Below are 18,277 nucleotides of genomic sequence, written 5' to 3' on the forward strand. Positions count from 1 at the left end.
AGTAAAACCACTTGAGAAATGTAGGTGAGTACCATGAAGGAAGACATAATTCAAAAAGAATCCTATGATGAGAGCCAGATACAGGTACTGGAAGGGCTAGAAGCTGTTCGTAAACGCCCGGGCATGTATATTGGCTCGACGAATGAAAAAGGACTGCACCACCTTGTATGGGAAATTGTAGATAACAGTATTGACGAAGCGATGGCTGGTCATTGTGATCAAATTCAAGTGATCATCGAAAAAGATAATAGCATCTCCGTGACAGACAACGGCCGCGGAATTCCAGTTGGTATCCAGGAGAAAACCGGAAGGCCGGCAGTCGAAGTCATTATGACGGTTCTTCACGCTGGAGGAAAATTTGGTGGCGGAGGCTATAAAGTTTCTGGAGGACTTCACGGAGTTGGAGCCTCAGTTGTGAATGCTTTGTCTTCAACGCTTGAAGTATTCGTCCACCGCGATGGCAAGATTCACTACCAGGCTTTCCACCGGGGAGTGCCGGAAGAAGATTTAAAAGTCATCGGTGATACGGAAATCACTGGAACCCGTATTCAGTTTAAACCAGACGAAGAAATTTTCTCGGAGACTACTGAATATAATTTTGAAACACTGGCTACTCGTACACGAGAGCTTGCTTTTCTTAATCGCGGTTTAACGATTTCGATTGAAGATAAACGTACAGATGAAGAGCCGGTAAGCTATTATTATGAGGGCGGTATTCGCTCTTATGTCGAGCATTTGAACCGTACGAGAGAAGTGCTCCACGAGCCATTTTTCATAGAGAGTGAACAGGATGACATTTCTATTGAAATTGCTCTTCAGTATAATGATGGCTTCGCGAGCAATCTTTATTCATATGCGAATAACATTCATACCTACGAAGGCGGAACCCACGAATCCGGATTTAAGACTGGACTTACTCGTGTGATTAATGATTACGCCCGTAAAAATAATATGTTTAAAGAGACGGATCCGAACTTAACCGGAGATGATGTCCGTGAAGGATTGACGGCTATTATTTCGATTAAGCACCCCGATCCTCAATTTGAAGGACAGACCAAGACGAAGCTTGGAAACAGTGAAGCGCGTACGGTTACCGATGCGCTATTCTCAGAAGGCTTCTCCAAATTCCTGTTTGAAAATCCAAACATGGCAAGAATTGTAGTGGAAAAAGGTCTAATGGCTTCGAGAGCCCGTATGGCTGCGAAGAAAGCACGTGAGCTTACTCGCCGTAAAAATGCGCTTGAAGTTTCCAACCTTCCTGGTAAATTAGCGGACTGTTCGTCTAAAGACCCCAGTATTTCAGAGATCTACGTGGTTGAGGGTGACTCAGCAGGGGGTTCTGCCAAGCAGGGACGTGACCGGCATTTCCAGGCGATTCTTCCTCTTCGCGGTAAAATTATTAACGTAGAGAAAGCTCGCTTAGATAAAATCCTTTCGAATAATGAAGTCCGTGCGATTATCACAGCGCTCGGTACAGGAATCGGAGAGGATTTCGATATTTCAAAAGCCCGCTACCACAAAATCGTAATTATGACGGATGCTGATGTGGATGGAGCTCATATTCGAACGCTTCTTCTAACCTTCTTTTACCGTTATATGCGTCCTTTGATTGAGAATGGCTATATCTATATTGCCCAGCCGCCTCTTTATAAAATTCAGCAGGGCAAAGCCGTTTATTATACGTATAGTGATAAGCAGCTTGATACAATGCTTGCTGAACTTCCAAACTCACCAAAACCAGGCGTTCAGCGTTACAAAGGTTTAGGAGAGATGAACCCGGAACAACTTTGGGAAACCACGATGGATCCTGAGACAAGGACGCTTCTGCAGGTGAGTCTCGAAGACGCGATTGGAGCAGATGAAACCTTTGATATTCTTATGGGGGACAAGGTAGAACCACGCCGTAACTTCATTGAGGAAAATGCTCAATATGTCCAGAACCTGGATGTGTAAGAAACAAACGAATGATCGTAACGATAAAAATAGAAACAGTGTAAATGGATGGAGAAAGGCTCTTTAGAGCTTTTCTCCCCTTATAGGTTATTAGGAGGTAAATAGAATGGTGGATCAACCCGAACGCCCACGCGTGCAGGAAATTAATATAAGCCAGGAAATGCGTACATCCTTCCTGGATTATGCCATGAGTGTTATTGTGGCGCGTGCCTTGCCTGACGTCCGTGATGGTTTGAAACCTGTACACCGCCGGATTTTGTATGCGATGCATGATCTAGGCATGCATTCGGATAAAGCTCACAAAAAATCTGCCCGTATTGTCGGGGAAGTTATCGGTAAATATCACCCGCACGGTGATTCGGCTGTGTACGATACGATGGTACGTATGGCTCAAGACTTCAACTATCGTTATATGCTCGTAGACGGACACGGAAACTTTGGTTCTGTAGACGGTGACGCCGCTGCCGCTATGCGTTATACGGAAGCACGAATGTCCAAGATTTCTATGGAGATTTTGCGCGACATCAATAAAGATACGATCGATTATGATGACAACTATGACGGTACGGAGAAGGAGCCTCTTGTCTTACCTGCCAAATTCCCGAACTTACTGGTAAACGGTGGTTCAGGTATCGCGGTAGGGATGGCTACGAATATTCCTCCCCATCAGCTGGGTGAAGTGATTGATGGTGTACTTGCAGTAAGTAAAGATCCAGAGATCACCATTCAGGAATTGATGGAAAACCACATTTACGGTCCAGACTTCCCAACATCTGGAAAAATCCTTGGACTAAGCGGAATTCGAAAAGCTTACGAAACAGGAAAAGGATCCATTACAGTCCGTGCAAATGTTGAAATCGAAGAACAGGCGAATGGGAAAGCCCGCTTAATTGTTACAGAGCTTCCTTATCAGGTGAACAAAGCACGTCTGGTCGAGAAAATAGCAGATCTTGCCCGTGATAAGAAAATAGAGGGCATTACGGATCTCAGGGACGAGTCTGACCGTAATGGTCTTCGTGTCGTAATCGAATTACGGCGGGATGCTAATCCAAATGTGCTGTTGAACAACCTTTACAAGATGACAGCTCTTCAATCCACGTTTGGTATTAATATGCTGGCACTCGTCAACGGCCATCCGAAAGTGTTGAATCTGAAACAGTGCCTGGAATACTACCTGGAGCACCAAAAAGAAGTTATCAAGCGTCGTACCGCTTATGAACTTCGTAAAGCTGAAGCTAGAGCTCATATCCTGGAAGGGCTGCGGATAGCTCTTGATCATCTGGACGAAGTAATTACGCTTATTCGTGAATCACAAACGACTGAGATTGCTAAAAGTGGTTTAATGGAGCGTTATGAGCTGTCAGATCGCCAGGCTCAAGCTATCCTGGATATGCGTCTTCAACGTCTGACTGGTTTAGAACGTGAGAAGATTGAAAGCGAATATCAAGATCTAATGAAGCTGATTGCTGAGTTGAAAGCGATCCTTGCAGACGAAGAAAAGGTTCTTGAGATCATTAGAGAAGAACTCGAGGATGTAAAAGAACGCTTTAATGATGAACGCCGCACTGAAATTGTACTTGGCGGCAGTGACTTCATTGAAGATGAAGACTTGATACCGGAAGAAACAGTCATTGTAACCTTGACGCATCAAGGCTACGTAAAACGCCTCCCTGCAAGTACGTACCGTTCTCAGCGCAGAGGCGGACGTGGTGTACAGGGAATGGGCACACACGAAGAAGACTTTGTGGAGCATCTGCTTTCCACCTCCACGCACAATACGCTGCTTTTCTTCTCCAATAAAGGAAAAGTATATAAAGCTAAAGGATATGAAGTGCCGGAGTTCAGCCGTACGGCTAAAGGGATTCCGATTATTAATATGCTGAATATTGAGCGTGACGAGTGGATTAACGCAGTTATAACCGTTGAAGACTTCGTCGATGACTGGTACCTCCTGTTTACAACACGAAACGGGATCACCAAACGGACGACGCTTTCTCAGTTTGCAAATATCCGCCGCGGCGGTCTTATTGCACTCGGATTGCGGGAAGATGATGAATTAATCTCTGTGAAACTGACTGATGGACAAAAAGACATCATGATAGGTACCAGAAATGGTTACCTTATCCGGTTTAATGAAGAGCAAATCCGTGCGATGGGCCGTACAGCTGCAGGTGTCAAAGGAATCTCGCTTAGAGATGATGACCGGGTCGTATCCATGGAAATTCTGGATGACGACCTGCAGGTGCTAACCGTTACAAGTAAAGGCTATGGAAAACGGACACCGGCAACGGATTACCGTCTTACCAACCGGGGCGGTAAAGGAATTATCACGTGTAACCTTACCGAGAAAAATGGGTATGTTGTCGCTACCCAGGCGGTAAATGGTGAAGAAGATATAATGATCATCACGGAAAGTGGTGTGCTGATCCGGATGCCGCTCGAAAGCATTTCAGAAACTGGACGAAACACCCAGGGGGTCCGGTTGATCCGTCTTGGAGACGGGGAAGAAGTAGCTACGGTAGCACGAGTGGAATCAGAAAAAGAAGAAGAAGAAATCATTGAAGAAGCACTTGAAAAGAACGAGGATAAAGAAACATTGTCAGAGGAAACTCCAGAAGCGGAGGATACACCTGAAGAATAACCCTCGTTTGCTGGGAAATGCCAAGCCGCCTGTCGAATTTACGGCAGGTGGCTTTTTTTTAAGAAATTTTAGGTATTAAAGAAATTTCTAATTGAATCGGTTGAAGTTGCGAACAAACTTTCAGACGGTTCCCCTTTTATCCCGGAGGAATCTGTAGATGATGAGCCGAGCAAAACACAGCTGTCAGGTTCATCCGACCCAAGCCAGTACCTTCCCTTTCAAGACCAGTATTTACAGGCAGTTCAATTCTATAAGAAATGGTTTTCGGATTGGCGGGCAGGAGCATCTATTGATATAAAAGCCATACGTGAAGTAATGGTTCCCTTATTAGAAAATGCTACCCAGGAGAAGCGGGAGGTTTTCAGGCTGCATAACTATTCTACAAGCTGGGATTACCTTTATCACCATAGTGTAGCGATGAGCGTTATGGGAGGGTATCTAGCTTATAAAATGGACTATGAATACGGTGAGTGGATTCAAGTAGGACTTGCAGGGTTACTCAGTGATGCAGGAATGGTCAAGGTGGATCAACGTGTCATAGAAAAAGATGGGCCACTTACTGAACGGGAATTTGAACAGATTAAACTCCATCCGGCCCGTTCTTACCGCATGGTGGAAAACATTCAGGCGTTGAGCCGCCCGGCCAAGCTTGCTATTTTACAGCATCATGAGCGGTTAGACGGAACGGGTTATCCTCTTAGACTTAACCATGCTAAAATTCATCCATATAGTCAGCTCATCGCGGTTAGTGATATGTACCATGCCATGTCTTCAGAACGTGTGTACCTCCCTAAGCATTCGCCTTTTAAAGTCCTCGAAGAAGTGCTTAAGGAACAGTTCGGGCGTTATGATCCTACTGTCATTCAAGTGTTAGTCAAAGAAATGACCAATTATTCAACAGGTACGAAGGTAAGGCTGTCCAGCAACCAACGGGCGGAGATTGTCTTTGTAGACCATACCCATCATACAAGACCTATGATTCGCTTAGAGGAAGATGGAGAAATTTTTCACTTAAAAGAATATATGCACCTACATATAGAAGAGATTTTGGAGTAATAAAAGACCAGCTGATATCAACGAACAGATGTCAGCTGGTCTTTTAACCAGTCGGAGATTAACATAGGAATCTGTTCACTTGCGCTTTTTAAAAATTCGATGATAAATACATAGTCTTCCCGGTCCCTCATTTGCTGCATCTCTCCCCACCATTCTCCCTCGTATCGCACTAACATACTTAAGTTATAGAGTACGGCAAAGTAAGCGAGCAGCGGCGGCCAGGGTTCATCTGCCGGCGTACTTTCCAAATCTTTAAATGCATAAATGGGAGCCATAGCTTCTAAGGGACGTAATAATTCATCCATGGATATTTTTTCTTTTGACGATGTAAATTGAAAAAGGTGGTTCGCCGCATGAGGAAATAATCCATGGGGCTGGACTCGAATATCATCTTCTAAAAATCGGTAGTGCTGCTTCTTTCTTTTTCTGGTAGACAATCCGTGAGCTAAAACCTTGGCTGTAGCCGGATAACCTGGATCTACCGTTAGAAGGCAGCTCTTTAAGTAATGGTTGAGTCCATAATAGAAAAGGAGCGGCTGAACACTCAGGGGAGTGGACTTTGCAGACGCCCAGTAGTCACTTCCCAAATTCAAACCATATATAAATCGTTCAGCGTTCTGATAAGCATGGTGAGAAGCTTTGGGATTATTTGTGTTTTCATAACAAGCCAGTAAAAACGGTCTGGTGTGAGCGGTAACTTGTAAATAATTTAGAATGGTATCTTCTTTAAGCATGGGGGGTGCTTCTCCTTTCATCACGTTCAACCTCATTTTGCAAGCGAATCAGAAAGCGCTTAAATAATATCGTACACAGTTAAAGCGACTGTAAAGCAGTCCCGACAGGGGATTTATGGGATTTTTTTATGGTTGAAAAAGCACAGTCATTGTCGTATTGTAAATAACAATAAGAAAGTATTTTAAATAGTTATCGGTTATTATTCCCCACCTTTACCCAAACTATTTGAATAAAAGGAGAGATCAAGCATGCGTGCAGATAAATTTGAGAAAGAAAGCTTAACGTTCGATGATGTCCTTCTACTGCCTGCCAAGTCCGATGTATTGCCTCGTGACGTTTCATTAGCGACAGAGCTTTCGCCTACCTTAAAGCTGAATATGCCCGTTCTCAGTGCTGGAATGGACACAGTCACAGAAGCAGGACTAGCAATCGGAATGGCAAGACAAGGCGGTCTCGGTGTCATTCACAAAAATATGTCGATCGAAGAGCAGGCTGAGCAGGTCGATCGTGTAAAACGTTCCGAAAGTGGAGTTATCACAAATCCTTTCTTTTTGACCCCTGAACATCAGGTTTTTGATGCGGAGCACCTGATGGGTAAATTTAGAATCTCAGGTGTGCCAATTGTGAATAATCAAGAAGAACAGAAGCTGGTGGGGATCCTTACCAACCGCGATCTGCGTTTCATCGATAACTATTCAATGGCCATCAGTGAAGTGATGACAAGCGAAAATCTGGTAACGGCACCTGTGGGAACTACGTTAGAGGAAGCTGGGAAGATTCTGCAGGAATACAAAATTGAAAAACTTCCATTAGTGGACAACGAAGGCATTCTAAAAGGTCTAATCACTATTAAAGATATTGAAAAAGTTATCGAATTTCCGCTTTCGGCGAAAGATGAACAAGGGCGACTTCTTTGTGCCGCTGCCGTCGGGGTAACAGCAGATGCTATGACAAGGATTGATAAACTTGTTTCTGCGGGAGTGGATGCTTTAGTTATCGATACGGCCCACGGCCATTCCCAGGGTGTAATCGACCAAGTGAAGCGTATTCGAAGCAAGTATCCGTCCGTGAATATTATCGCCGGAAATGTCGGCACAGCAGAAGCAACACGTGAACTGATTGAAGCAGGCGCCGATGTGATCAAAGTAGGCATAGGTCCTGGATCCATTTGTACAACCCGTGTCGTTGCGGGCGTAGGCATTCCGCAAATTACTGCGGTTCACGACTGTGCGATGGAAGCGGAGAAATATAACAAACCTGTTATTGCCGATGGCGGTATTAAATATTCAGGTGAAATTGTAAAATCTCTTGCGGCAGGGGCCCATGCAGTAATGCTTGGAAGTCTTCTGGCGGGCGTGTCAGAAAGTCCGGGAGAAACAGAAATCTTCCAGGGCCGCCGTTTTAAAGTTTACCGTGGAATGGGATCTGTAGGGGCTATGGAATCCGGTTCTAAAGATCGTTACTTCCAAAGTGGTCAGGAATCCAAAAAACTGGTACCAGAGGGAATCGAAGGACGTATGCCGTATAAAGGACCTCTTGCAGATACCCTTCATCAGCTGATGGGCGGTTTGCGATCCGGAATGGGGTATTGCGGAACCCCAACAATCCAGGCGCTGCGTACGGATGCTAAATTCACGAGAATTACCGGAGCTGGCTTGCGCGAAAGCCACCCTCACGATGTTCAAATTACTAAAGAAGCACCGAACTACTCCCTTTGATCTGAATAATTATTTATAGACAGGGACTATTCCCTGTCTATTCTTTTGTTAAACCATGTGATAAAATAACGAAGGTATAATACATAATTTGTAGGTGGAGGTCGAGAAAGTTGAAACAAGTTTTTAAAACATCCCTGGCCGTCATGATGGCCTTTATTTTAAGCATGTCCGCAGTCTTGATGAATCCAGGGAGTACATACGCGGCTACAGTTAATGTAGAAGCGAAATCTGCTATTCTAGTAGATGCTGATTCTGGAAAGATTTTATTTGAGAAAGAGGCAGACCTTACTCTACCTCCAGCTAGTATGACTAAAATGATGACAGAGTACCTCGTTATGGAAGCGATCCAGCAGGGCAGCATCAGCTGGGACACCACTACACAGATCAGCCAATACGCTTATGATATATCTGCAAACGCTGAATTCTCCGGCGTTGGCTTGAAAATGAATAAAGATTACAAAGTAGAAGAACTGTATAAAGCGATGGCTATCAATTCGGATAATGCCACGACCATTGCACTGGCTGAATTGATCGCAGGTACAGAAGCTGAATTTGTTAAAATGATGAATGAAAAGGCTAAGGAATTAGGTCTTCCGGATTATGAATTCGTAAATTCCACTGGCTTGAATAATTCCCACCTGGGAGATAATTACCCGGAGGGAACAGCCCCAGATGCTACTAACATGCTGTCGGCACGATCCGCTGCCCTTCTTGCCTACCACTTGATTAATGATTACCCTGAAGCTTTAGATTATTCCAGTCAGCCTACAGCCGAGTTTGATGGACAGACGATCACAAACTGGAACTGGATGGTGCCTAATATGCCCGGCGCACTCTCACAGTTCGGTTATGAAGGGGTCGATGGTTTAAAAACAGGCTATACAGAACTCGCAGGAAACACATTTACAGGCACAGCTGAACAAAATGGTCAGCGATTTATCGCTGTGGTTATGAAGACCGATTCAAGAGCATCACGTTTCCAGCAGACCGCGAAATTATTTGATTATGGTTTTCAGCAATTCCAGGCACAGACTTTATATAAAGCTGGCTATCAACTGGAAGGTGAATCCGAGATCGAAGTAGCTAAAGGTAAAGAAGACCAGGTAGCTGTAGAGACAAACACCGACCTTCAAACCCTGGTTAAAAACGGGGAAGATGGACAATACTCCATTGAGTATAACCTTTCGGAAGATCAATTGGATGAGGACGGGAAACTAGTGGCCCCTATTGATAAAGGTGCCAAAGTAGGAAGCGCTTCTCTTGTTTACAATGGAGAAGAATCATATGACAATCTATTATCCGAGGACCCAAACTCCGTGGATCTGGTGACTACGGAAGCGGTTGAGAAATCTAGTTGGTTCATGCTGATGTTAGGCGGAGTCGGTGAGTTCTTTAGTGATATTTTCACAGGTGCTGTCGATATGGTAAAAAGTTGGTTCTAACAGTTAATGCCAATTTATTTGGTAGGATTTTAGACTTTTTTGAGTTACAATAGAAAATAAGCAATATAAGATTCACATCATGCAAATGATTGATAATATACAGTCCATTCAGGGAGGAATATAGTATGTCACAAACAGGTACAGATCGCGTAAAACGCGGAATGGCAGAAATGCAAAAAGGCGGCGTCATTATGGACGTTGTAAATGCTGAACAGGCAAAAATAGCTGAAGAAGCGGGAGCTGTAGCCGTAATGGCTCTTGAACGTGTACCAGCTGATATTCGTGCAGCCGGAGGCGTCGCTCGAATGGCGGATCCAAGCATCGTGGAAGACGTTATGAATGCTGTGTCAATTCCAGTCATGGCAAAAGCTCGTATCGGGCACATTACAGAAGCACGTGTACTAGAAGCTTTAGGTGTCGATTATATCGATGAAAGTGAAGTGCTTACGCCGGCGGATGAGGTTTATCACATCAAAAAGGATGATTATACCGTCCCATTCGTGTGTGGCTGCCGTAACCTGGGAGAAGCTACACGCCGTATTCGTGAAGGAGCTTCTATGCTTCGTACCAAAGGAGAACCTGGTACAGGCAACATTGTAGAAGCAGTCAGCCATATGAGACAAGTTCAATCCCAAATTCGTCATCTTCGCGGTTTATCTGAAGATGAAGTGATGGTTTATGCCAAAGATCATGGAGCGCCATTTGATCTTCTTATGGAAATCCGTGAAGCAGGACGTCTTCCTGTCGTAAACTTTGCAGCCGGTGGAATTGCTACACCTTCAGATGCAGCATTAATGATGCAGCTTGGAGCAGACGGTGTATTCGTAGGTTCAGGTATTTTCAAATCCAATGACCCGGAACGCTTTGCTCGTGCGATTGTGGAAGCTACCACACATTATGATGACTATAAATTGATTGGTGAACTTTCCAGAGGACTGGGAACAGCTATGAAGGGCATGGAAATGTCTACTCTGGCGGCTGATCAGCGTATGCAGGACCGCAGTCAATAATAAATTGCAGGCGGACCAGGGGCCAAAGAGTCCCATCCTTGACTGATTTTTCGCTTTATATTCAGACTTATTGAATGATTTAGGATAGATTTAAAGGAGACATGCATCATGACTACAATCGGTGTATTAGGACTTCAAGGAGCTTTTCGTGAGCATGTTCGTTCCATCGAAGCTTCGGGTGCAGAAAGTGTCGTAGTGAAAAAGGTTGAACAGCTTGAGAATGTTGACGGGCTCATCATTCCAGGCGGCGAAAGTACAACCATCAGACGACTTATTGATAAGTACGGATTTCTCGAGCCTCTTCGTGAGTTCGGAAAACGAGGGAAGCCGATTTTCGGTACTTGTGCGGGGCTAATCCTGCTTGCATCAGAAATTGATGGATCGTATGACGTGCATTTAGGACTGATGGATATCAAGGTGCGCCGTAATGCATTCGGAAGGCAGCGAGAAAGCTTTGAGGTGGACCTCGATATCGAAGGCGTGGCTGAAGGATACAATGCTGTATTTATTCGTGCCCCTTATATTGAGGGCGTGGGTGAATCCGGTAAAGTATTAGCCACGTATAACGGCCATATCGTAGCCGCCCAGCAGGATGGTTACCTGGCTTGCTCCTTCCATCCAGAATTAACTACTGATCATCGAATGACTGCTCATTTTGTTAAAATGGTGGAAGAGTCTAAAAAATCACTTGCATTATAATTGAATATCCGCTAGTGTTATTAGACACAATAGCTAATAGATAACGCGATGATAGGAATTAGTAGCATAGTCCTTTTTCTTAAAGAGAGTCAGTGGCTGGTGAGAACTGATGAAAAAGGTATGTGAATCCATCCTTGAGTGTTCGACTGAATAACAGTAAGTCGAACCGGTGCTCACCGTTATGAGTTAAGCCGGAAGATTGATTTTCAATCTTCAACTTGGGTGGTATCGCGGGAAGCATAAACAAGCTCTCGTCCCTTATTTTATAAGGGACGGGGGCTTTTTATATTTATTAAATAAATGAGGAGGATATCCACATGCTGGACATGAAGTACTTACGTCAGAATTTTGAAGAAGTAAAGCAGAAATTGAATAAACGCGGTGAGGACTTATCCGAACTGGATGCCTTTGGAGACTTGGATGAAAGACGCCGAGAGCTTATTCAAGAGACGGAAGAGTTAAAAGCTCGCCGTAATGAGGTCTCTAAAGAAATATCTCAACTGAAAAAGGAAAAGCAGGACGCGGATGACAAGATTAAAGAAATGCGTGAAGTGGGAGACCGAGTCAAGAAGCTGGATGGTGAACTAAAAGAGGTGGAAGAACGATTAGAAACCCTTCTCCTTTCTATTCCTAACATTCCGCATGAAAGTGTACCCGTTGGAGAAGATGAAGAGGATAATGTGGAAGCTAAAAAATGGGGAGATCTGCCAGACTTTAATTTTGAAGCCAAAGCTCACTGGGATGTAGCGACGGAACTTGATATTCTGGACTTCGAACGTGCCGCGAAAGTTACAGGCAGCCGGTTTGTTTTCTATAAAGGACTAGGGGCTCGCCTGGAGCGTGCGCTATTAAATTTCATGATGGATTTACATGCGGACGAACATGGTTATCAGGAAATGCTCCCTCCTCAACTTGTGAATCGTACCTCTATGACTGGGACGGGACAGCTTCCAAAATTCGAAGAGGATGCATTTAAGATTGAAGACTGGGACTATTTTTTAGTGCCAACGGCCGAAGTTCCTGTAACGAACTATCACCGTGAAGAGATTCTATCTAGTGAGAATCTTCCGCAGAAGTTTGTAGCTTTCAGCACCAATTTCCGTTCAGAAGCGGGTTCTGCGGGCCGGGATACAAGAGGTCTGATCCGCCAGCACCAATTTAATAAAGTTGAACTCGTTCAGCTGGCTAAACCAGAAGAGTCTTATCAGGTGTTAGAAGAATTAACGGGCCATGCTGAAAAGGTACTGCAGCTGCTTAAACTTCCATACCGTGTGATGAGCATGTGTACAGGTGATCTTGGGTTCACAGCTGCTAAAAAATACGATATTGAAGTATGGATTCCAAGCTATGGAACGTACCGTGAGATCAGTTCTTGTTCTAATTTTGAAGACTTCCAGGCTCGCCGCGCAGGCATCCGCTTCCGCCGTGAAGAGAAAGGCAAGCCGGAATTCGTGCATACCTTAAATGGATCAGGGCTGGCCCTGGGACGTACGGTTGCTGCGATTCTTGAGAATTATCAGCAGGAAGATGGATCTGTGGTTATTCCTGAAGTTCTTCGCCCCTACATGGGTGGTAAAGAGACCATTCAGTAATATAAAGCCAGGCCGCACCGAGCAAACTTACAGGTGCGGCTTTTTATAGGCTATATTAAACGTTAGTGTTTATTTTAAAAAAAGCATATTACGCTAAAGGGCCTTTTACTTTAAGACTCAGTTTCGAGATATTGGTTATGAGGAAGGTCCTTCGGGGGACGATTCGGCCAGCTGCATCGCCCAGACACTCGCGTCATAAGCAGGAATTTCAACGGGACGAAAGAACGCATCCCTTTTGAATTTCCTGCTTATGCGTGTCGTGTCTATCGGGGCGATTCCGCTCTTGAACACTTTCCGCGGGCATGTGCTGAGCTTCCTCGGGCTTAACAGCCCTGCGGGATCTCACCGATCATGTTCATCCCGCAGGAGTCTACATCGTCCCCCGAAGGACCTTGCCAAATCAGCAACTCGAAACCACTTAAGATATCTTCTTGATCCACAAAATGAGCATGTGAATATGAGGCTATTTTCATGCTATAAAGATCTGGAATAGCCTGTCATAGAAGCATTTAAGGCCAGTTAAGAAGGCGAGGATTCTCTCTTCTGGAAGGGTCCGTTATTCTCCTGTGGCTGGGTTGGTGGGGAAATAGCGAGACTCCCATGGGAGAAGGAACTAGGTGAGATCCCGCAGGGAGTGAAACGAGCGAGGAAGCTCAGCGTTTCCCCATAGGAAAGCGAGTTATTTCCCCACTACCCCCTTTCTATCTAGAGCAACGGGCCCAATTGTCTCGAAACTGAGTCTTCCAGAAACGGGAGCTTTAGTGGAAAATTAGCATGGTGGTTTAACTAAGCTTTAGAGTTAAGGAAATTGACTATACACGTGAAGATTCTTATAATGAGATAAAAATAATCGACAAAAATCTTCTTTTATCTACAGAAATAAAAAAAGTTTTTAAAATATATTGACGGTCTCACTTAGCCGTGGTATTATATTCATTGTCGGTCACACGGAGGAGTACCCAAGTTCGGCTGAAGGGAGCGGTCTTGAAAACCGCCAGGGGGTTTACGCCCCGCGGGGGTTCGAATCCCTCCTCCTCCGCCATTTTATTATCAACAATAGCGCATAATATTGGAGATTTATAGAACAAAAGCAGCCTTTTCGAAGGCTGCTTTTTTAGGTTATATAATTTTAAAACGTAACAGCATCTAACAAACTTTTAAAGGAATACCACCAGAAACTGACATCAGCTTACATAATGGAACGACAGATTATTTTTCTTCCTGATCTACGAACTTTCCTTTGTCAGGAATGGCGATCTTATCAAATTCTCGATTTAATATAGCAAGATCCTCATTGAGCTGTGCTCCGGCCATTGGTAAACCGTGTCCAGTTACAGCAACTTTAGGGTGTAAGGATTCAAGTTTAGCTACGGAATCCCAAGCAGCTTTCCAATCAGTGGTTAAATAACGAGGAGGACCACTTAGTTCCTGTTCTTGCGTTAATACTTTAAATAAATACTCCTGTTTCACAGTAACAAAGGCGTCACCGACAATTAGTGAGCGATCCTTTTCACGAAAAAGCGATACATGACCTTCCGTATGCCCTGGTGTATGGACCCACCTCCACTCCGGCATATAAGGAATGGTGCCCTCAGCAGGAAGTGGATGCACGTGTTCTCCTAAATCAATACCTTCGTTAGGGAACATGCGAGACATTTTTGCGACCATCCCTCCGTCTACACTTGTGTCTGGTTCTGGATAGTCTTTCTTGCCAGTAAGATAAGGCATTTCTAATTCATGCGCATATACAGGCACTCCCCAATGATCCACCAGCTTCTCTACGGACCCTACATGATCAAAATGTCCATGCGTAAGGATAATGGCTTTGGGAGCAGCCTGTTCCCCATATAATTCTTCAGCCGCAGAAATAATATCATCAGCAGATTTTGGCATACCAGCATCGATCAGTACCCAGTCCTTAGGGTGATTCGGGTCTCCGACAAAACAAACATTTACAACTTGAATCGGCAGGCAGTGAATATCTGCAGCAACGGGCTGCTCTATTCCACTGGCTACGGATGTTACAGGAATAAATCGATCTTTCATTGGAAGTATTCTCCTTTCTTTATGGATGTGTCTTCCCATATATTACCTAATCTACACGTTTATAAGGCACATAATAATAAAAAAGCCTGCAGAGATTCGAAACTCTGCAGGCTTTCGGTTTACGTGAGCAAGTGGCTGGAACGCCATTTGCGGGATTGTTGGATAAAATGTCCGATTTTTTCCATAACTGGTTCAATACTGTTTTCATCATTTAACACGTCATAGTCCGCTATATTTAATCGAAGGACTGGACAGGAATTAAAATTATCGATCCAATTCTCATAACGTTTAAACATTTCCTCCCAGTATTCGACAGGCGTCTCCTGCTCCATTGGGCGGCCTCGCTCTTTTATTCGATTAACAACGTCATCGAACGAGCCTTCCAAGTAAATTAATAAATCCGGATGAGGGAAATAGGGGGTCATGACCATGGCATCGAATAAATTCTTATACGTTTGGTAATCAATCTCAGACATCGTTCCTTTTTCATAATGCATACGGGCAAAAATGCCTGTATCCTCATAAATGGAACGGTCCTGGATAAATCCACCGCCATATTCAAAGATTTTCTTCTGCTCTTTAAAGCGTTCTGCTAAAAAGTAAATTTGTAAATGGAAACTCCAGCGTTCGAAATCTTGATAAAACTTATCAAGGTAAGGGTTGGTTTCCACTTTTTCAAAAGAAGTCCGGAAATTAAGCGCGTCTGCCAATGCGTTCGTCATGGTAGACTTTCCTACTCCGACTGTACCTGCAATAGTAATGACGCTGTCATGTGGTATTCCATAGCGTTCACGTGCGTTCATTTAATAACTTCTCCTTTATTTAAATGCTGTTCTACGAGTTCAACAATATAATCTAGATCATCCTGATGTTTAACAAAATCAATGTCATCCCCATTTAAACGGATAACAGGAATATCAGGATGAGTGGCTTCAAAATGATTCATGAAATCCTCATAGTCCCTGGATAACTGTTCTAAATAAGATGGTTGTATATTCGCTTCTACATCCCTGTTCCGCATACGAATTCGATCTAACAAAGTGTCAAGACTAGCATGCAGATATACAATGATATTGGGACGCGGCATATCGTGCGTTAAGATGTCAAAAATCTGCGAGTACTTGTGGAATTGATCTTCTCTAAGAGTACGGCGTGCAAAAATCATATTTTTAGAAATATGATAATCGGCTATCACCGGCTTCTCTAACTGCAAATACTTCCGTTCGATATCCTCCAGCTGCTTGAATCGATTGCATAAGAAGAACATCTCGGTCTGGAAGCTCCATTCTTCAATATTGTCGTAAAATTTGCCTAAAAACGGATTCTCCTCAACGATTTCCTTGAGCAAATGAAAATCAAACTGGGAGGCGAGCTTTTTAGACAGAGACGTTTTCCCAACACCAATGGGCCCTTCAACCGCAATGAAAGGTATGTGTCCCATCTCTTCTCCTCCTTCAAACTCAATTAAGAAAAGCACGAACTCCCTATCGAACCTTTTCATCCAATAGAGAAAAGCGACATGGGGGAACGGCTTATGATTTTAACTATCCTGAGCGTTCAGACAGACAAACTACATTTTATCATATCCATAGAGTTGAAGTAACAGGAAGTGTGAATTTAAAAGAATTCACTTTTCATCCAAGCTATTATTTTGTATAATATTACACGTACGCTTTTTGCCCCCGTAGCTCAGGGGATAGAGCATCGGTTTCCTAAACCGTGTGCCGCAGGTTCGAATCCTGCCGGGGGCACTGCTATAGTTCTAGAAAAGGCCGGCATCCATCAGTGGATGCCGGCCTTTTCGCGTATATATAAAAAACCGCAACTCAAGGCTGCGGAAATGTTGGAGGAGGATTAAGCCGTTTCTTCTTTTCAGTAGCAATTGGCCAGCCTCAGAACCAGTATAAACAAAAAAATGGTAAAGTTATACAAAAATAAAGACGCTAGAACAGTATTCCAGCGCCTAGAGGAGACAAAACCTTTAATCTACAGGAAATTAAAGAGGTATATGTCTTATAAAGTGATAATAACATATTATTTAAATATAATAAAAATCTTTTTATTACCAGGATTGTTCTGGCGCTCCAAGCTTGCCCTGGTTCATGGGGAGGATCCGGTCACCTAGCTTTCTGGCTTCCTCTTCGTCATGAGTAACGAGGATGATAGGGAACTGCCATCTGGTATGAAGGCGGAGTAGTTCCTGGTGGCACTGATCCTTCGTTTGTCGATCCAGAGAAGAAAACGGCTCATCCAGCAGCAAAGCTCTGGGCTTAGTAGCAAGAGCGCGGACTAAGGCAACTCGCTGTTTTTCACCACCTGAGATTTGATGAGGGTAGCTTGTCAACAAATGTTGAATACCAACTACTTCAGTTAATTGCTGGACTAATTCATCATCATTGGAACCATATTGGATGTTCTTTTGGACAGTCATATGAGGAAACAGAGCATAATTCTGAAACAAGTAGCCAACACGCCGTTTTTGAACCGGAACTTTGGATCTGCCATCAAAGAGTTTCTCTCCGTTCAGCTCAATCTGGCCTTCGTCCGGGTGACTCAGACCAGCGATACAGTTAAGAGTAGTTGTTTTTCCAGAGCCTGAGGGGCCAAATAAAATGATGATTTCGTTTTGAAAAGAAGCTTTTATATCAAGTAGAAAGTGATTGAGACGTTTTTGAAAATCAAGATTTAGCATAGATAAGGCCTCCTGCTAAGATTTACGATTGAACGAAAGTACGTTACGCCTGGTCCACCAATTCAGCCATAGGGTGGAACTTAAACCAAGGGCTACAATAATAAGGACCCACATTTTGGCTTGCTCCATTCGTCCGGCTTCAACCGCAAAATAAATGGCTAACGGAATAGTATCGGTCTGCCCGGGGATGTATCCTGCGATCATTAAAGTAGCACCGAATTCTCCAAGCGCCCGGGCAAAGGTAAGAACGGTCCCTGCTAACAGTCCGGGCCAGGCCAGGGGAAAGGAAATAGTAAAGAAAACCTTGAGCTTAGAAGCTCCCATTGTTAAAGCTGCATTCTCAACGTTTGAATCATAATTTTGAAAAGCAGCCGAAGCACTTTGATACATAAGAGGAAATGAAACCACGACTGCAGCAATAACAGCACCTATCCAAGAGAATACCACTTGAACACCCAACCATTCCATTAACCATCTCCCCAGTATTCCATTTTTTCCAAATAAATATAGCAGTCCGAAGCCCACCACGGTGGGTGGTAATACAAGTGGTAGTAAAAAGATGGATTCTACTATACTTTTCCCGGGAAATAAATTTCTGGAAATAACCCGTGCAAGTATTACCCCAGCTATAAAAACGATGAGGGTAGCGATGGCGGCTATTTTTAGAGACAAGAATAGAGGAGAATAGTTCAT

14 protein-coding genes, 2 tRNA genes and 1 other annotated feature are annotated in these 18,277 nt (G+C 43.9%); of the genes, 10 read left to right on the forward strand and 6 right to left on the reverse strand.

The features are described 5' to 3' along the window. Nucleotides 1-33 precede the first annotated feature (33 nt). The 3 genes from gyrB (at nucleotide 34) to ACTWPM_RS18175 (ending at nucleotide 5,650) form a co-directional block, all read left to right on the forward strand. Nucleotides 34-1,953 carry a DNA topoisomerase (ATP-hydrolyzing) subunit B gene (gene gyrB / locus ACTWPM_RS18165; protein ID WP_443134401.1) on the forward strand — a complete coding sequence of 640 codons (1,920 nt, stop codon included), beginning with the start codon at nucleotides 34-36 and terminating at the stop codon, nucleotides 1,951-1,953. 106 nt (nucleotides 1,954-2,059) lie between these two features. After that, complete coding sequence (gene gyrA, locus ACTWPM_RS18170) at nucleotides 2,060-4,594, forward strand: DNA gyrase subunit A (protein WP_443134402.1); 2,535 nt, start codon at nucleotides 2,060-2,062, stop codon at nucleotides 4,592-4,594. Between the two features lie 315 nt (nucleotides 4,595-4,909). Beyond that, nucleotides 4,910-5,650: an HD-GYP domain-containing protein gene (locus ACTWPM_RS18175; RefSeq protein WP_443134403.1), complete on the forward strand. Its 741-nt coding sequence runs from the start codon at nucleotides 4,910-4,912 to the stop codon at nucleotides 5,648-5,650. Between the two features lie 17 nt (nucleotides 5,651-5,667). Here ACTWPM_RS18175 and ACTWPM_RS18180 read toward each other — a convergent pair whose 3' ends face one another. Then, nucleotides 5,668-6,384, reverse strand: coding sequence for a YaaC family protein (locus tag ACTWPM_RS18180; protein WP_443134404.1), 717 nt, complete (start codon nucleotides 6,382-6,384; stop codon nucleotides 5,668-5,670). A 249-nt stretch (nucleotides 6,385-6,633) separates the two neighbouring features. Here ACTWPM_RS18180 and guaB point away from each other — a divergent pair, with 249 nt between their 5' ends. The 6 genes from guaB (at nucleotide 6,634) to ACTWPM_RS18210 (ending at nucleotide 13,888) form a co-directional block, all read left to right on the forward strand. Then, nucleotides 6,634-8,103: an IMP dehydrogenase gene (gene guaB, locus ACTWPM_RS18185; RefSeq protein WP_443134405.1), complete on the forward strand. Its 1,470-nt coding sequence runs from the start codon at nucleotides 6,634-6,636 to the stop codon at nucleotides 8,101-8,103. Nucleotides 8,104-8,213: 110 nt separating this feature from the next. Then, entirely contained in the window at nucleotides 8,214-9,545 is a 1,332-nt protein-coding gene (locus tag ACTWPM_RS18190; protein ID WP_443134406.1) for a serine hydrolase, read from the forward strand. A gap of 125 nt (nucleotides 9,546-9,670) precedes the next feature. Continuing rightward, on the forward strand, nucleotides 9,671-10,555 hold the full coding sequence (gene pdxS / locus ACTWPM_RS18195) for a pyridoxal 5'-phosphate synthase lyase subunit PdxS (RefSeq protein ID WP_443134407.1): 885 nt from the start codon (nucleotides 9,671-9,673) through the stop codon (nucleotides 10,553-10,555). A 108-nt stretch (nucleotides 10,556-10,663) separates the two neighbouring features. Continuing rightward, nucleotides 10,664-11,254 (forward strand): pyridoxal 5'-phosphate synthase glutaminase subunit PdxT, encoded by a 591-nt coding sequence (pdxT, locus tag ACTWPM_RS18200; protein ID WP_443134408.1) that lies wholly within the window; start codon nucleotides 10,664-10,666, stop codon nucleotides 11,252-11,254. A 39-nt stretch (nucleotides 11,255-11,293) separates the two neighbouring features. Beyond that, nucleotides 11,294-11,516, forward strand: a binding site (T-box leader). Nucleotides 11,517-11,571: 55 nt separating this feature from the next. After that, entirely contained in the window at nucleotides 11,572-12,846 is a 1,275-nt protein-coding gene (gene serS, locus ACTWPM_RS18205; RefSeq protein ID WP_443134409.1) for a serine--tRNA ligase, read from the forward strand. Between the two features lie 949 nt (nucleotides 12,847-13,795). Beyond that, a tRNA-Ser gene (locus ACTWPM_RS18210) sits at nucleotides 13,796-13,888 on the forward strand. A 167-nt stretch (nucleotides 13,889-14,055) separates the two neighbouring features. Here ACTWPM_RS18210 and ACTWPM_RS18215 read toward each other — a convergent pair. From ACTWPM_RS18215 to ACTWPM_RS18225, 3 genes are all read right to left on the reverse strand, one after another. Beyond that, a complete protein-coding gene (locus ACTWPM_RS18215) occupies nucleotides 14,056-14,892 on the reverse strand; it encodes an MBL fold metallo-hydrolase (protein ID WP_443134410.1) in 837 nt (278 codons plus the stop codon). A 119-nt stretch (nucleotides 14,893-15,011) separates the two neighbouring features. Next, complete coding sequence (locus tag ACTWPM_RS18220; RefSeq protein WP_443134411.1) at nucleotides 15,012-15,695, reverse strand: deoxynucleoside kinase; 684 nt, start codon at nucleotides 15,693-15,695, stop codon at nucleotides 15,012-15,014. Continuing rightward, on the reverse strand, nucleotides 15,692-16,333 hold the full coding sequence (locus tag ACTWPM_RS18225) for a deoxynucleoside kinase (RefSeq protein ID WP_443134412.1): 642 nt from the start codon (nucleotides 16,331-16,333) through the stop codon (nucleotides 15,692-15,694). The genes ACTWPM_RS18220 and ACTWPM_RS18225 overlap by 4 nt, the downstream gene beginning before the upstream one ends. Before the next feature lie 237 nt (nucleotides 16,334-16,570). On the opposite strand from ACTWPM_RS18225, the gene ACTWPM_RS18230 reads away from it, so the two are divergent. Then, nucleotides 16,571-16,643, forward strand: a tRNA-Arg gene (locus tag ACTWPM_RS18230). A 311-nt stretch (nucleotides 16,644-16,954) separates the two neighbouring features. On the opposite strand, the gene ACTWPM_RS18235 is transcribed toward ACTWPM_RS18230, so the two are convergent. Both ACTWPM_RS18235 and modB read right to left on the reverse strand, forming a co-directional pair. Next, on the reverse strand, nucleotides 16,955-17,584 hold the full coding sequence (locus ACTWPM_RS18235; protein WP_443134413.1) for a sulfate/molybdate ABC transporter ATP-binding protein: 630 nt from the start codon (nucleotides 17,582-17,584) through the stop codon (nucleotides 16,955-16,957). Nucleotides 17,585-17,599: 15 nt separating this feature from the next. Then, the gene (gene modB, locus ACTWPM_RS18240) at nucleotides 17,600-18,277 is read right to left on the reverse strand and encodes a molybdate ABC transporter permease subunit (protein WP_443134414.1); all 678 of its coding nucleotides are present in this window, start codon (nucleotides 18,275-18,277) and stop codon (nucleotides 17,600-17,602) included.

This window comes from Halobacillus sp. K22 (assembly GCF_052246795.1).
Taxonomy (GTDB): Bacteria; Bacillota; Bacilli; order Bacillales; family Halobacillaceae; genus Halobacillus.

Coding starts and splice junctions, on each gene's coding strand:
- gyrB (WP_443134401.1), top strand. CDS start 34: ATGAAGGAAGACATAATTCAAAAAGAATCCTATGATGAGAGCCAGATA.
- gyrA (WP_443134402.1), top strand. CDS start 2,060: ATGGTGGATCAACCCGAACGCCCACGCGTGCAGGAAATTAATATAAGC.
- ACTWPM_RS18175 (WP_443134403.1), top strand. CDS start 4,910: ATGGTTCCCTTATTAGAAAATGCTACCCAGGAGAAGCGGGAGGTTTTC.
- ACTWPM_RS18180 (WP_443134404.1), bottom strand. CDS start 6,384: ATGCTTAAAGAAGATACCATTCTAAATTATTTACAAGTTACCGCTCAC.
- guaB (WP_443134405.1), top strand. CDS start 6,634: ATGCGTGCAGATAAATTTGAGAAAGAAAGCTTAACGTTCGATGATGTC.
- pdxS (WP_443134407.1), top strand. CDS start 9,671: ATGTCACAAACAGGTACAGATCGCGTAAAACGCGGAATGGCAGAAATG.
- pdxT (WP_443134408.1), top strand. CDS start 10,664: ATGACTACAATCGGTGTATTAGGACTTCAAGGAGCTTTTCGTGAGCAT.
- serS (WP_443134409.1), top strand. CDS start 11,572: ATGCTGGACATGAAGTACTTACGTCAGAATTTTGAAGAAGTAAAGCAG.
- ACTWPM_RS18215 (WP_443134410.1), bottom strand. CDS start 14,892: ATGAAAGATCGATTTATTCCTGTAACATCCGTAGCCAGTGGAATAGAG.
- ACTWPM_RS18220 (WP_443134411.1), bottom strand. CDS start 15,695: ATGAACGCACGTGAACGCTATGGAATACCACATGACAGCGTCATTACT.
- ACTWPM_RS18225 (WP_443134412.1), bottom strand. CDS start 16,333: ATGGGACACATACCTTTCATTGCGGTTGAAGGGCCCATTGGTGTTGGG.
- ACTWPM_RS18235 (WP_443134413.1), bottom strand. CDS start 17,584: ATGCTAAATCTTGATTTTCAAAAACGTCTCAATCACTTTCTACTTGAT.
- modB (WP_443134414.1), bottom strand. CDS start 18,277: ATGAACTATTCTCCTCTATTCTTGTCTCTAAAAATAGCCGCCATCGCT.